General features: G+C 70.3%; 12 protein-coding genes. 6 read left to right on the top strand and 6 right to left on the bottom strand.

Features of this window, described 5'->3' with window-relative positions; all coding sequences use genetic code 11:
- Window positions 1–141 precede the first annotated feature (141 nt).
- Both VKH46_07200 and VKH46_07195 read left to right on the top strand, forming a co-directional pair.
- Complete coding sequence (locus VKH46_07200; GenBank protein HKB70615.1) at window positions 142–867, top strand: glycosyltransferase family 2 protein; 726 nt, start codon at window positions 142–144, stop codon at window positions 865–867.
- A 55-nt stretch (window positions 868–922) separates the two neighbouring features.
- Window positions 923–1,369: a thioesterase family protein gene (locus VKH46_07195; GenBank protein HKB70614.1), complete on the top strand. Its 447-nt coding sequence runs from the start codon at window positions 923–925 to the stop codon at window positions 1,367–1,369.
- Here the strand turns inward: VKH46_07195 and coaD are convergent.
- The 6 genes from coaD to VKH46_07165 all read right to left on the bottom strand — a co-directional run bounded on the left by coaD (window position 1,305) and on the right by VKH46_07165 (window position 10,172).
- The gene (coaD, locus tag VKH46_07190) at window positions 1,305–1,874 is read right to left on the bottom strand and encodes a pantetheine-phosphate adenylyltransferase (protein ID HKB70613.1); all 570 of its coding nucleotides are present in this window, start codon (window positions 1,872–1,874) and stop codon (window positions 1,305–1,307) included. The two genes, VKH46_07195 and coaD, sit on opposite strands and share 65 nt — an antisense overlap.
- Entirely contained in the window at window positions 1,871–2,845 is a 975-nt protein-coding gene (locus VKH46_07185) for an ABC transporter permease (protein ID HKB70612.1), read from the bottom strand. Before VKH46_07185 ends, coaD begins: the two co-directional genes overlap by 4 nt.
- A 674-nt stretch (window positions 2,846–3,519) precedes the next feature.
- Window positions 3,520–4,491 carry an ABC transporter permease gene (locus VKH46_07180; GenBank protein HKB70611.1) on the bottom strand — a complete coding sequence of 324 codons (972 nt, stop codon included), beginning with the start codon at window positions 4,489–4,491 and terminating at the stop codon, window positions 3,520–3,522.
- Window positions 4,488–6,131: an ABC transporter substrate-binding protein gene (locus VKH46_07175; protein HKB70610.1), complete on the bottom strand. Its 1,644-nt coding sequence runs from the start codon at window positions 6,129–6,131 to the stop codon at window positions 4,488–4,490. Before VKH46_07175 ends, VKH46_07180 begins: the two co-directional genes overlap by 4 nt.
- A 28-nt stretch (window positions 6,132–6,159) precedes the next feature.
- Complete coding sequence (locus VKH46_07170; GenBank protein HKB70609.1) at window positions 6,160–8,322, bottom strand: two-component regulator propeller domain-containing protein; 2,163 nt, start codon at window positions 8,320–8,322, stop codon at window positions 6,160–6,162.
- A gap of 8 nt (window positions 8,323–8,330) precedes the next feature.
- Complete coding sequence (locus VKH46_07165) at window positions 8,331–10,172, bottom strand: SpoIVB peptidase S55 domain-containing protein (GenBank protein HKB70608.1); 1,842 nt, start codon at window positions 10,170–10,172, stop codon at window positions 8,331–8,333.
- Window positions 10,173–10,406: 234 nt separating this feature from the next.
- Here VKH46_07165 and VKH46_07160 point away from each other — a divergent pair, with 234 nt between their 5' ends.
- From VKH46_07160 to VKH46_07145, 4 genes are all read left to right on the top strand, one after another.
- Window positions 10,407–11,141, top strand: a complete 735-nt coding sequence (locus VKH46_07160) for a MotA/TolQ/ExbB proton channel family protein (protein HKB70607.1) — start codon at window positions 10,407–10,409, stop codon at window positions 11,139–11,141.
- Between the two features lie 236 nt (window positions 11,142–11,377).
- Window positions 11,378–11,806 (top strand): protein TolR, encoded by a 429-nt coding sequence (gene tolR, locus VKH46_07155; GenBank protein HKB70606.1) that lies wholly within the window; start codon window positions 11,378–11,380, stop codon window positions 11,804–11,806.
- Window positions 11,807–11,821: 15 nt separating this feature from the next.
- Window positions 11,822–12,574: a TonB family protein gene (locus VKH46_07150; GenBank protein ID HKB70605.1), complete on the top strand. Its 753-nt coding sequence runs from the start codon at window positions 11,822–11,824 to the stop codon at window positions 12,572–12,574.
- An 11-nt stretch (window positions 12,575–12,585) separates the two neighbouring features.
- Complete coding sequence (locus VKH46_07145; protein HKB70604.1) at window positions 12,586–13,920, top strand: hypothetical protein; 1,335 nt, start codon at window positions 12,586–12,588, stop codon at window positions 13,918–13,920.
- Window positions 13,921–14,076 lie beyond the last annotated feature (156 nt).

Genomic DNA, 14,076 nt, shown 5'->3' with positions numbered 1-14,076 from the left:
GGTCAACCTGGCCAACCGCTTCGCCGCGCGGCTCCCGGGCGCTCGATCAGCGAAAGGAGTCGCAGGCGGTCCACGCAAACATTATCCGGGATCTCCGCGCGGAGGCCGCGAGCGCGTCGGCGGAGATACAGTTGGGAGCGCGTGAAATTCGCCGCCGTCATCCCGGTCTTCAACGAGCGGGAATCGCTGCCGCTGGTCGTCGGCGACCTCCGCGACCCGCGCATCGCGGAGATCGTCGTCGTCGACAACGGATCGTCCGACGACACCGCCGCCATCGCGGCGTCCCTTCCGGTACGCCTCGTCCCCGAGCCGCGGCGCGGATACGGAAGCGCATGCCTGGCGGGAATCGCCGCCCTCTCGACCGCGCCTCCGGACGCCGTGCTCTTCCTCGACGGCGACTACTCGGACCACCCGGAGGAGGCGGCCCTGCTGCTCGACGCGATCGAGGCCGGCGCGGACCTCGCGATCGGCTCCCGGGTCCTCGGCCGGCGCGAGCCGGGGGCGCTCCTGCCGCAGGCGCGGGCCGGAAACGCGATCGCGACGTTCCTCATCCGACGACTCTATGGCCACCGGTTCACCGATCTCGGGCCGTTTCGCGCGATCCGGTGGGACGCGCTGCGGCGTATCGGCATGGAGGACACCGACTTCGGCTGGACCTGCGAGATGCAAGTCAAGGCCGTGCGGCTGGGATTGCGGATCGTCGAGGTGCCGGTCTCGTATCGGCGGCGCGTCGGCGTGTCGAAGATCGCGGGGACGTTCACGGGGACGATCCGCGCCGGATACAAGATCCTGTGGACCGTGGCACGCTACGCGGCCACGAAACCTCACCCCCCGTCCCCCTCTCCAAGTGGAGAGGGGGAGCGCTGAAGGTTGACGGAAGCGCCATCGCGAGATACGCCGTCTGGTGCCGTAGAATCGAACGATGAAGGAGAAACCGCAGATCTTCGACCGGACGGTCGAGCACTCCGTGCGCGTGCGGTATTCGGAAACCGACCGGATGGGGATCGTCTACCACGCCAACTACATCGTCTGGTTCGAGATCGGACGCACGGAGTTCTGCCGGGCCGCGGGTTTTCCGTATCGCGACATGGAGGAGCAGGGCGTGCTGATCCTCGTGACGGGCGTCGACTGCCGCTTCCGCCGCGCCGCCCGCTACGACGACCGCGTCACGATCCGGACGCGGATGGGCGAGAGCGGGAGCCGCGGGCTCTCCTTCTTCTACGAGGTCGTCGTGGCGGACGACGGGATGCTGCTCGCCGAGGGCTCGACGCGGCACGTCTTCGTGAACGCGTCGAACCGGCCGATCACGATTCCGCCGTCGATCCGCGAGGCGTTCGCCCGGTTCGTCGGAGCGCCGGCCGCTTCCTGACCCGCCCGCGACGCGGCGCCGCGTAAGCCTTTCGCAGCGCCCGCGCCGCTCCGGGAGGGGTGAGCGCCGAAACGTCGCCGCCCAGCCGCGCGACCTCTTTGACGAGCCGGGAGGAGACGTACGAATACTCCTCCTTCGCCATGAGGAAGACGGTCTCGACGCGCGGCGCGAGCCGGCGGTTCATCAGCGCCATCTGGAACTCGTATTCGAAATCCGACATCGCCCGCAGGCCGCGCACGATCATCCGCGCGCCGACCGATCGGGCGAAATCGACGAGGAGGCCGGAGAACTCGCGCACCTCGACGCGCGCCCCGTCGGACGGGAGGACGTTCTCGCGGATGAGCGCGATCCGCTGCTCGACCGAGAAGAGCGGCCGCTTCTCGTCGTTGACGAGGACCGCCAGGACCAGGCGGTCGCACAGTCCCCGCGCGCGCTCGATGATGTCGAGGTGCCCGTTCGTGATCGGGTCGAACGACCCGGGATACACCGCGATTCTCTCCGTCATGCGATCTCCTCCGGCGCTTCGCCGCGGGCCCTCCGAAAGGGCCCGGCCGGCGGGAGCGCGGCCGCTCCGCCCAGCCGCTCGCGCCACGCTTCCCCGACCAGATTGTAGGCGGTCACGGCCGCGAATATCGCGAGCCCCGGGAAGACCGCCAGCCACCAGGCGCGGTCCGCGTACGCCTCCGAGAGCGCGAGGACGCCGCCCCAGGAGGGCTGCGGAGGGGGAACGCCGATCCCGAGGAACGACAGCGCGGACTCCGCGAGGATCGCCGATGCGACGCCGAACGTCGCCGAGACCAGCACCGGAGGGAGCGCGGCCGGAACGAGATGGCGCAAGAAGATCCGCAGCGGCCCGGCGCCGGCCGCCCTCGCGGCCCGCACGAAGTCGAGCCGGCGCGTTCTCAAAATCTCCGCCCGGGCGTACCGGGCCTCGTTGGGCCACGACGTCAACCCGATCGCGAGCACGATCGTCCCGGCCGACGGCTCGAGGATCGCGACGAGCGCCAGGACGAAGAAGAGCGTCGGGAAGCAGAGCACGATCTCCATCACGCGCGAGAGCACGAGGTCGACGGCGCCGCCCGCGGCTCCGGCCGCGCCGCCGATGGCGAGGCCGAGCGTCATCGAGAGGAGCGACGCGGTGAGGCCGATCGCGAGCGAGACCGGCGCGGCGGCGACGAGGCGCGCGAGGACGTCCCGGCCGAGGTCGTCCGTTCCGAGCCAGTGCGCCCGGGAAGGAGGCTCCAGCCGCTCGGAGAGGGAGATGCCGTAGGGCGAGTACGGCACCGGCGCGCGAAGGATCGGCATGCCGGGTTCGGGACGCCCGCGCCCGAGGAACGGATAGCCGGCGAGCGCCGGCGCGTGCCACCCGCCCGCGTCGCGGGACAGCAGGGGAAGGTCTGTCGCGATGAGCGGCGAGAGCACCGCGACGGCGATCAACCCGATGAGAAGAGCCGCCCCGAGCCGTCCTTCACTCATTTTGTTCCCCGGAAACGCGAAAACCCCGTGCCCGCCAGGAATGCGGGACGCCTCTCAGCGGGGGACTTTGCCGGAAGGGCTCGGGCAAGGAAACCGCCGGCCCGTTCCCTGGGTTCCCCGGGCCCCTCGCATCGCGGGGGACCCTCCGCGAAGTAACCGAGCGGAAGTCCCGCGATGCGGGAGCGGGAGCGTCGGCGAGGGGGTGGCGGCGGCGCGGTCGAGTCACACAAGGCCGCGAGCAAAGCGAGCCGCAACGCGACTTCTCCCGGCGGGAGAAGGTGGCAGCCGCAGGCCGCCGGATGAGGGCGGGTCCGAGTCGCGCCGCCGCCACGCGCCCCGGTTCCCCGAGCCAGCTCCCGCGAGGGCCCGCCCGGCTCGATGCATCCGCCTTCGCCAAGGCTTCGGCGGATCTGCTTTGCGCGGGCGTCGAAGCCCAGTCGCCGGAATCGAGTGTGGCATCCTCCGTAGTTCGCGAGAGCGCAGGAGGATCGCCGCGATCGCTACGCTGCGCGGGACCCTTCCGGAGTGCCGGTTGCAGTGACGCTGAGGCGCGGTGAGGCGCGAGCCCGGCGGGATGCGGGTCGCCGGGCGGCGGTGAAGGCGTACCGAGAGCCGTACGTCCAGCCGCCGCCCGGAGCCACGCGCCCGCCCGGCTCGATGCATCGCCGCGCCGGCTATCCATACCGCACGCGCGGGTCGACGACCGCATACAGCAGATCGGCGGCGAACGTGGCCGCCAGCGTGGCGACCGCCGTCACGAACGTCAGACCGAGCACCACCGGGTAGTCGCGCGCGAGCACGGCGTCGAAATACAACCGCCCGAGCCCGGGCCACGCGAAGATCTGCTCCACGATCACGGAGCCCGAGAGGAGCCCCGGCAGCACGAGACCCATGACCGTGACGAGCGGCAGCAGGGCGTTGCGGAACGCGTGGCGCCAGAGCGCCCGGGACTCCGAGAGCCCTCGCGCGCGCGCCGCGAGCACGTATTCGCGCGAGAGCTCTTCGCGGACGCTCGACCGCACGAGCCGCGTCAGGAAGGCGAGGGTGCCGTACGTGAGGCAGGCGAGCGGGAGCGCGAGGTGCGCGAGCCGGTCGAGGAGCGCGGCCCCCCAACCGGCCGGCGCCGGGTCGGAGGCGACGCCGAAGAGCGGCAGCCATTCCAGCCGCACCGAGAACACCGTGATCAGGATCATCGCCATCCAGAACGAGGGCGTCGAGTAGAGGAGGAAGACGACGCGCGCGGAGACGCGGTCGAACCTCGAGCCGGCGCGGCGCGCCTGCGCGACGCCGAGCGGAACGGCGATCGCGAGCGCGAGGAAGAGCGCGAGCGCGTTGAGCGCGAGAGTGTACGGGAGCGCCTCGGCGATCCGGCTCGCGACGGGGCGATGGTCCTGGAACGAGTTCCCGAAGTCGAGGCGGGCGGCCCGCCCGAACCAGTCCGCGATCTGGGCCGGCAGCGGCCGGTCGAGCCCGTAGGTCCGCCGCATCGCCTCGGCGGCGGCGCGCGAAAAGCGGCGGTGCGCGAGCCGGCCGGCCGCCGACGCCGGGTCTCCCGGCGCGATCCGCATCAGGAGGAAGACGGCCAGGACGATTCCCGCGAGCGTGGGGATCGCGAGCAGGAGGCGCCGGAGGAGATACGCCGTCACGGAGCCGGACGGCGCCACCAGGCCGTCGAGTCGGGCCAGAACCGGAACATCCCCACCGGGGTCGTGACGAGCCCGCCGATCGACCGCGAGACGGCGTATTTCTGCGCGCTCTGGAAAACGAACGTCGCCGGGGCGTCGTCGTGGATCAGGCGGTGGAGGCGGTGGAAGAGCGCGGTCCGGCGTTTCGCGTCGAGCTCGCCCCGGACCTCGACCAGGAGGCGGTCGACCTCCGGATTGGAATACGAGAGGTTGTTCAGGCCGTTCGGCGGCGCCTGGCTCGACGCCCAGTATGCCGAGAGGTCGGGGTTCGGGTCCCCCGACCAGGAGGACGCGACCGCCTCGAAATCCCCCGCGTCCATGCGCTTCGTGAAGGCGGCCCACTCGACCGCGCGAGGCCGGCAGACGATGCCCGCCTTCTCGAGGTCGCTCTTGAAGACCTCGCACACCTGTCGCGCGCTCGTGCTCCCGGCGCCGTACAGGAGGTCGAACGCGAAGCGCTTTCCGCCGCGCTCGAGCACGCCGTCCCCGTCGGCGTCCTTCCATCCCGCCCGCGCGAGGAGATCGCGCGCCGCGGCCGGATCGAACGGATAGGGGGCGACCGCGGGGTCGTAGGCCGGCGAATCCGCCGCCCACGGCCCGGAGAGGATCCGCGCCGTGCCGAAGAAGAGGTCGCGCACGAGGCGGCCGCGGTCGAGGAGCATCGCCATGGCCCGGCGGGTCGGGACGTCCGAGAAGAGGGGCGAGCGGTTGTTGTACCCGATGTAGAAGTAGGAGAGGTCGTAGAAGAGCGTCGTCCGGCAGCAGCCGGCAAAGCGCGTGTCGGAGGCCGACGCCCGCCACTGCTCGGTCGAGAGGCGCATCTCGTCGATGTCGCCGCGCTCGAGCGCGCGGTACGCCTGGACCGCGTCGGGAAGGATCCGGAAGACGACGCGGTCGAACGGCGCGCGGGGGCCCGCGTAGCGCGGGTTCCGCACGAGGTCGATCGACTCGGAGGTCCTCCACCGCGCGACCCGGTACGGCCCGTTCGAGAACGGCGCCCGATCGTCGGGAGAGGCGAGGAAGTCTCGCCCGGCGTTCCTCGCGGCGCAGACGAGGGGTATGTTGAAGGCGTAGATCCGGAACGCGTACGGCGAGCGGAACCGCACGCGGAACGTACGGTCGTCGACCGCGTCCGCCCCTTCGAAACCCTCGAGGCCCTCCGAGAAAAGGAGCGCCGGGATCTTCGGGTCCGTCGCCTTCTCGAACGTGAAGATCGCGTCGCGCGAGGTGACCGGCGTGCCGTCCTCCCACACGGCGCCGTCGCGGAGGTGAAACGTCCAGGTCCGCCCGTCGGGCGAGACCTCCCACCGGTCGGAGAGGCCGCCGACCGGCTCGAGGCGCTTGTCGAGGTCGATGAGGTTCCGCGCGACGTCGGCGATCACGTCGGCGGCGTAATCGTCCGTCTGGAGGAGCGGGTTCAGGGTCGCGGGCTCGCCCTCGAGGCGGCGGTAGAGCGTCCCCCCCGGCTTCGGCGTCCCGAGCGCGCTCTCGTCGAGGAAGCCGATCGCGGCGGGCGCCGACGGCGGGCGCGGCGCCGGCCGGCGGCACGCGGAAATCGCGGCGGCGAGAGCGAACGCGCTGACGAGTCGCCGGACGGACACGGCACCCCCCGCTCGCCGGAAGGGGAAGTCAGGGAGCGACGATCGACAGCGAGGACGTGTTCCCGGCGGCGTCCACCGCCCGAACCAGGACGTAAGCTCCCCGGATTTCCGGCTGGAGGGAAATTGTATACGACTCCTGCGGGGAATCGGTCATCCCGTCGTCGGCGGCCGCGCGGGTCCACGCGCCCGCGTCGACGCTCCATCCCGCTGCCGCGATGGGCGAGAGCGCGTCGGCCACCCGGACGCGGAGCACCGCGCCCGATTTCTCGCGCGTGGACGAGACGAGCGTGATCGCCGGCGGCGTGTTGTCCACGAGCACCGGGTCGGACACCGTCGCGTCGCTCCGCGGGTCGTCGGGATTGCCGGGCCGGTCGCTCGCCGTCACGCGGAAGAGATACCGGCCGTCCGGGAGGAGTCTCGAATCGAAGCCGAAGGCGTTGCCGCGCACCGAGCGTCTCATCGGAACCCACGGACCGGAGACGCCGGCGGGACGGAAGTCGACGTCCGCGACGAGCTCGTCGCCGTCGGGGTCCGACGCCTTCCAGGTCACGATGAGATAGCCGCGTCCCTCCGCCCGGGGCGTTCCCGGCTTCTCCTCGGAGGCCGTGAAGATCGACTCGCCCGCGGACGCCTCATCGGTCGACGCGGCGGCAAACACGCCCGCCGCGTCGCGGGACGGGGTTCCCACCGCCACCGCCTCGACCTGCGGACGGGCGTTGTCGTTCTGGTACGCGCATTCGACGCGGAAGAGGACCGGCGAGCGGTCGGCGGCCGCCGCCTCGAACGCCGTCTTCCACTGGAGGAAGCGGCCCGGAGCGGCGGCGATCTTCCCCGGAGTGGCGGCCGGCACCGGCGCCGTCCAGGGCGTCCACGTCGCGTCGGGATAGCTCGAGTTCCCGCTCCGGAATGCGATCGTCAGCGCTCCCCCTTTCGGCACCGACGCGTCCGTCCGGAACGCCCCGAACCGGGACGTTCTGCCCGTGTCCTTGATCGACGAGAAGAACTCTCCGGCGCGTGCGGGGACGCGACGGTACGCCGAGGCCGGCGAGTCGGTCGCGAGCACCTCGTCGGTCGCGAACACGACGCGCTTCTCGTCGACGCTCGCCGAGAGCGACGCCTGCCCCTTTCGCACGAGGTAGACGCGCCCGTGGGGGCCCGTCGCGACGAGGAGACCTCCCGACGCCGGGTCCCAGCGGCAGGAGTGGACGAGCTCGTCGTCGGAGCGCCAGAACGGGACCGCCGCGTCGTCGGAGCCGATCTCGACGATTTCCGAAGACTCGCCGCCCTTCGAGGGGGCCGACGGCGGCGCGGGAGGCACGAGCGAAGTCGTCGCGGTGACGGTGACGGTCCCCCCTCCCTCGCCCCCTCCCGGCGAAGCCGAAGCCTCCGGTTTCTTCTCCTTGGGGGCGGGGACGGGCGGCCTCACCGCGCCCGCCGGACCTCCGCCGACCTTCGTCGAAACCGCCGCCGCCCAGACCTGCCCCTCCGGCCCGGCGGCGAGCGAGGAGACCTCGGCTTTCTCGGAGTCGTAGATCGTGCGCGCGACGCCGTCCGGCGCGATGCGGATCACGAGCCCCTTTCCCGACGTGCCCGCCCACAGGCGTCCCTGCGCGTCCATCAGGAGGCACCGCACGTGCTCGTCCCCCACGTCGTCGAACACGCGTCCTTCTCCGGGAGCCGTGACCCGGAAGATCCGGCCGGGGACGCCCGTCGCGACGAAGAGGGACCCGCGGTCGAACGCGAACGCCCAGATGTACTCCGCCTGCGGCTCGAAATACACGAGCGGCTTCCCCTTCTCGATCCGGTAGACCTTCCCGTGCGGCGAAGTCCCGGCGTAGATCGCCCCGTCCGGGCCGGCCGCGAGCGCGGTGACCTCCGACTCGGGGAGCGTCAGCAGGACCGTCGCGGGCTTGCCCGGCTCCTGGCGGAAGATCTGTCCCTCGTCGCCGCTGGCGAAGAGCAGCGCTCCCGACTTCTCGGCCGCGACCGCGAAGATCTTCGTCGCGGAGAGGCCGGCGATCGCCTTCGACTCGCGGGTGAGCGCGAGGCGGCCGTCCGGGAGGGCCGAGACGCCGTGGGCGGTTCCCTCCGAGAAATCGCGCGCGGAGTCGATCGTCCAGATCTTCGGCGTCGACGCGGCGGCGCCGGCCGCGCAGCAGATCGCCGCGATCGCCAGGAATCGTGTTCGCATGAGACCTCTCAATCGAGCTTCGGGACGACCTCGAGCGTCAGCCGCGCCGACCCGGTCACGGGGATGGGCTGCTCGACCGTGGCCGAGTACACCCGCTGATGGGAAAGATTGACGTCGCCGTCGAGCGCGCCGGAGCCGGAGAACATCGTGAAGACGGTCGGCGGAAGGGCGGCGAGCTCCTGACCCGCGACCACCGCACCGGCGCCGTTGCGGTACGCGAGAAGGTTGACGGAATTGGCGGGACGCATCCGGTCGAGGAAGTCGAGCACCTGCTCGAGAGAGCGCGGGTCCGCGGGGAAGAGCGACAGGTCGAACGCGGTCGCCGACAGGCCGTCGCCCACGAAGACCGTCAGCGGTCCGGGGGGCTCGCCCGCCGGGATCGGGAGCGCGAGCGAGAGGTGCCGCGCGATCCCGCGGAAGTCCTGGAGACCGACCCGGATCATCACGGTCTCCCCCGGGCGCACCCGGTCCTTCTCCGGCTCGACCTCGATGATCCGGGCGTTCTTCAACTCGTCCGAGTGCTGGATCGAGACGTTGATCCCGTCGATCGGCAGGTCGTGGAATTCGTTCGCCATGAGGTAGTTCGTCAGCAGCGCCATCGCCGAGACCGCCTGGTCCTTCGCGTTCAGCCCGGAGAAGACCGAATCGTAGTGGACGGTCCGGCCCGGCGTCGCGATCGAAGATTTCCAGACGAGCGTGCGCTCTCCCGTCGACTTCTCGAGCGTGGAGAGCGTCGTGTCGATCGCGGTCGCCGCGAGGATCGGGGTGAGCATCGAGTTCCGGACGACCTGGAACTGGTAGCTCTGCGTCGGCGCGCTTTCGGAGGCGATCGACACGTTGACCGGCACCATCGCCGCCGACCCGCCGAACGAGCCGAGGATGCCCGTCGACCGGTCCTGCGAGATCGACCCGAGGACCTTGCCGGTCGAGGCGAACTTGAACGAGCGATACATCGACGGGAGGACGCCGATCACCTCCGAGTCCGCCATCGGCATCTCGACGGGACCCATCGAAAGGAACGGGTGGCCGAAGGCGAGCACGTTGCCGCCGTCGACCCAGGTGACCGTCCCCGTCGCCGCCATCGTCATGTCTCCCGAGATCAGGATCGTCGCGACCGACGATCCGGGCCGAAGCGGCGGCTCGGCGGCGCGCGCCGGCAGGGCGCTCCCGGACGCCGGAACGGCCGCGGGGAACGCGGCGCCGCTCGGCGCCGGCAGGAAGCCCGCGCGCTCGAACGCGTCGGAGAAGAGGGAATCGCCCGCCGGGAAGGGAGAGGCCGAGAGCGGGATCGCCAGCGGCGCCCAGCCGGAACCGGAAGCCGGCGCGGGAAACGCGCGGGCGACGAGAGCGCGAAAAGCGGTGACGAAATCGCCGCCGCGGAAAGTCGAGACGAGGCTCTCCGCCTGCGCGCGGGCGCCGCTCGGCGTCGGCGCGCCGATCGGGACGGGCGGGTTCGCCGGGACGTGGCGGATGTCGAGCATCGACGCGATCGGGGTGATTCCGGCGATCGCCTCCTCGGAGAAGGGCCACCCGTAGGCCACCGCGCCGACGAGCTTGTCCTCGACGTAGACCGGGCTTCCGCTCATCCCCGCGATCACGCCGCTCTTTTCGAGGTTGTTCCCGGTGAGGCGGGCGAGGATCAGGTCCTGCTTGGGCGCGTACTCGCGCATCACGCCGAGGATCTCGACGCCGAACCGCTGCACGCCGGCGCCGTTGCCGAAATCGCAGAGCCCGTATCCCTTCTGGCCCGGGCGGATCCCGGAGACCTCGAGGATCGGAGGAGAGGCGGCCGCGCTCCCGCACACGAGGGCCGCCGCGACGAGGAGGAGTCCCGCAATGGGTTTTCGCATCAAACGTACAACCCGCACCGGCCCCTGTTTCATTCCGCTCGCCCGAAGGAACGCAAAAGGCGCGAATTCATTGACCGGTCGGAGTTTGGTGTGCTACGGTCGGCGGGCCATGAGCGCGCCCCGTCGTCGCGCCGTCGAGGGCGCGGACCATCGCGCCGTCGAAGGCGCGGACCATCGCGCCGTCGAAGGCGCGCACGGTCGTTCCGAAGGCGCGCCGCAGGAGGTCGAAACGTCTTGAACGCCCAGCCGATCCGCACCACGGCCCTCGAAACGAGCCCCTCCCAGTTCGAAACCTTCCTGCGGGAGACGGGGCCGTCCGCCAAGGTCGTCCTCGGCATTCTCCTCTTCTTCAGCATCGTGTCGTGGCTGATCATCATCGCCAAATATATTCGATTGAAGCGGGTGCGCGGCCAGTCTCACCGATTCCTGGATTTTTTCCGGAAATCGAAGCGGTTCTCCGAAGTCAACACGATGGCGAGCCAGCTCGCCGAGACCCCGCTGACGACCCTCTTCAAGTCGGGGTATGCGGAGCTCGACGCCCAGATCAAGGCCGCGCGCTCCGACGAGCCGGCCAGCGCCGCGACGACCAGCACGCGCCTCCTCATCAAGAACATCAGCGGGATCGAACGCGCTCTGGAGCGAGCCGCGGGCGCGGAGGTTTCGCGCCTCACCCGATGGCTCACGTTCCTCGCGACGACCGCTTCCGCGTGCCCCTTCATCGGCCTCTTCGGGACGGTCTGGGGCATCATGGCGGCCTTCAACGCGATCGGCGTCTCGGGCTCGACGTCGATCGTCGCGGTCGCCCCGGGGATCTCGGAAGCGCTCATCAACACCGCCGCCGGCCTCGCCGCGGCGATCCCCGCGCTCATCGCGTACAACTACTTCATGGGACAGATCCGCCAGATGCGGGCGACGATGGACGACTTCGCCCTCGAGTTCCTCAACCTGACGGAACGGAACTTCACGTAGAGCCCGGACTATTCATGAGCACCCGGCCAAGAGAGCGAGTCGTTGTTCGAGGATCGAAGGGATGACAGACAGGGACACAAACTCGGCACGGTGGGTTCCCGCGAGAGATTTTTCGTCGGGGCTTCGGAACGCCGCCGAAGGCGATGCCTTCGTATCGTCGAGGCGGGGTTGTGAAGCCTTCGGCGGAAAAGATCCGCGGGAACGCCGGAGCCGCTCATGAATAGTGCGGCCTAAGAATGGCATTCTCGGCCGGCCCGAAGAACGATCCCTTCGACCACCTCGCGGACATCAACGTGACCCCGCTCGTCGACGTGATGCTCGTGCTGCTGATCATCTTCATGGTCACGGCCCCGATGCTGCACCAGGGAGTCTCCGTCGCGCTCCCGAAGGCGCAGGCTTCGAATCTCCCGAAGAGCGCCGAGGACCCGGTCATTCTCTCGATCACGAAGAGCGGCCTCTACTACATCAACGAGACGCCCGTCGCCGGCGGGCTCCTCAAGGAGCGGCTCCAGGCCTACATGCGGAGCCGCACCGACAAGACGATCTACCTCAAGGCCGACCGGTCGCTTCCGTACGGGACCGTCGTCGAGACGATGGATCTCTTGAACCGCATGGGGATCGAGAACCTCGGCATGCTGACCGAGTCCCGGGAGAAGAAGAAATGACGGGGGCGGGCTGACGTGGACGCCGTCGGCGAGATCCTCGCGGAGACGGGGACTCGCACCCCGGAATGGAAGGCCGGCCTCGCCGGCACGCTCCTGCTCCACGCCGCCGTCGGAGCGGCGTTCCTGATCGCGTCGCGTCTGCCGACGGCGCACCGCTTCATCTCCCCGCACGCGGTCTCGGTTCGCCTCGTCCCGCTCTCCTCGGTGCGGGGAGCCCGCGCCGAGACCAAAGAGGCTCCCGTCTCGCGCCCGGTCATCGAGAAGCCCCAGGACGTCCCGGCCCCGTCGCCCAAGGCGATGCCGCTGCCGGAGAAGACGAAAACGAAGAAGGAGCCGCCGCCTCCTGCGCACCCGTCGCGGACCTCGCCGCAGGCGGCGAAGAAGGCGAGCGGGAGCGCGGTCGACCTCCCCGGGCCCGGGGAGACGGAAGGCTCTCCGACCGGAGTCCCCGGCGCGGGATCGAGCTTCGGAGCCTCGCTGTCCGCGTTCGACTCCGCGGATTTCAACTATTCGTACTACGTGACGCAGATGCTCGTCTCGATCGGGGCGAACTGGTTCAAGCCGACGGACCAGGCGGTCGCGCCGCCGGTCATCTTCTTCCGGATCGCGCGCGACGGGTCGATTTCCGACGTGCGCATCGAGCGCTCGAGCGGGCTGCCGTTCGTCGACCGCGCGGCCCAGCGGGCGGTGATGGCCTCGTCGCCGCTGCCGCCGCTCCCGGCCGATTTCCACGAGAGCTCGCTCGGGGTCCATCTGAAATTCCAATGAGGAGGTCACGCGTGAAACGCATCATCGTTGCTGTCGCTGCCGCCGCGCTCGCCGCGGCCGCCGCGCTCTCGGCGCAAACGCCCGCGCCGCCGCGCGAGAGCCAGGAGCTCTGGCTCGAGCTGAACAAGGCGGTCGCCAAGAAGCTCCCGATCGCGATTCCGCCGACGATCGCGCCGGCCGGACCCGTGATCGAGAGCCAGGTACGCCAACCCTTCTACGACACCCTGAGGGCCGACCTCGATTACGAGGGTGCGTTCACGATCGTCGATCCCGCCCTGTATCCGAAGGGGTACCGCGACGCGACCTCGCCGGAGTCGGCCGACCGCTGGTCGGCCACCGGTGCGGAGGTCCTCGTCGACACCCTCCTCGAGGTCACCGGCGACCGGGTCGCCGCCGAGGCGCGCGTCTACGACCTCAAGTCGCACAAGCTGGTGTTCGGGAAGCGTTACAGCGGGGGCGCCACCTACGTCGCGCGGATCGCGCACGCCGTCGCCGACGACATCGTGAAGTACTTCACGGGCAAGCCGGGCGTTTTCATGACGACGATCGCTTTCGCCTCCGATCGCGACGGCGGGAGGGGGCTGCGCGAGATCTACGCGGTCGACTACGACGGCCGCAATCCGAGGCGGCTCACCCGGCTCCGATCCCTGGCGATGAACCCGTCGTGGGAGGCCTCCGGGCAGCACCTGGTCTTCACGAGCTATGCGAAGATGTTTCCCCACTTGAACGTCGTCGCCCGCGACGGCTCGGGGCGCCGCGACATCGCCACGGGCGTCGAGCTCAACGCCTCGCCGTCCTTCTCCCCGGACGGGAAGCGGATCGTGTTCGCCGGCTCGCAGGGAGCCAACCCGGACATCTTCGTCGTCAACTCCGACGGATCGGGCTTGAAGCGACTGACGACGTCCCACGCCGTCGAGTCGACGCCGCGCTGGTCGCCGGTCGGCAACCAGATCCTCTACACGTCGAGCGCGTCCGGCACCCCGCAGCTCTACATGATGGATCCGGAGGGCGCCAACTCCCGGCGCGTCACGTTCGCGGGAGACTGGAACGACGAGGGCGCGTGGTCGCCGGACGGCTCGAAGATCGCCTACGCGTGCCGCAGCAACGGCAATGCCGGCGCCGACTTCCAGATCTGCGTGATGAACCTCGCGACCGGGCAGGCGCTCCAGCTCACGGAGGAAGGCTCCAACGGCCATCCGAGCTGGTCGCCCGACGGCCTGAAGATCGCCTACGACTCGCGGCGCGGGAGCTCGACGCAGGTCTACACGATGGACATCAACGGCGAGCACAAGGTCGCGATCACCGACAAGGGGAACAACAGCCAGCCCGCCTGGAGCCCAAATTAGAGCCCAGAGCGCTCACGACTGTGAGCGCCCGCCTTCGCCGAGGCTTCGGCTGGTGAACTCCGGGCTCTACCCCGAGGAGCGTGCGGGCAGGCGCGCGACGTGGGGGTCCAGCCCAGCGGACTCACGGCCGTGAGTCCGCGAGACTCTCCCTTGAGG

Source organism: Thermoanaerobaculia bacterium, from assembly GCA_035260525.1.
Lineage (GTDB): Bacteria > Acidobacteriota > Thermoanaerobaculia > UBA5066 > DATFVB01 > DATFVB01.
Note: the sequence above shows the minus strand (reverse complement) of the source record. Positions and strands in the feature narration are given on the sequence as shown.

Bases quoted from the DNA above. Each gene is read 5' to 3' on its own strand.
- tolR (HKB70606.1), top strand. From the start codon at position 11,378: ATGGCATTCTCGGCCGGCCCGAAGAACGATCCCTTCGACCACCTCGCG.
- coaD (HKB70613.1), bottom strand. From the start codon at position 1,874: ATGACGGAGAGAATCGCGGTGTATCCCGGGTCGTTCGACCCGATCACG.
- VKH46_07195 (HKB70614.1), top strand. From the start codon at position 923: ATGAAGGAGAAACCGCAGATCTTCGACCGGACGGTCGAGCACTCCGTG.
- VKH46_07170 (HKB70609.1), bottom strand. From the start codon at position 8,322: ATGCGAACACGATTCCTGGCGATCGCGGCGATCTGCTGCGCGGCCGGC.
- VKH46_07185 (HKB70612.1), bottom strand. From the start codon at position 2,845: ATGAGTGAAGGACGGCTCGGGGCGGCTCTTCTCATCGGGTTGATCGCC.
- VKH46_07165 (HKB70608.1), bottom strand. From the start codon at position 10,172: ATGCGAAAACCCATTGCGGGACTCCTCCTCGTCGCGGCGGCCCTCGTG.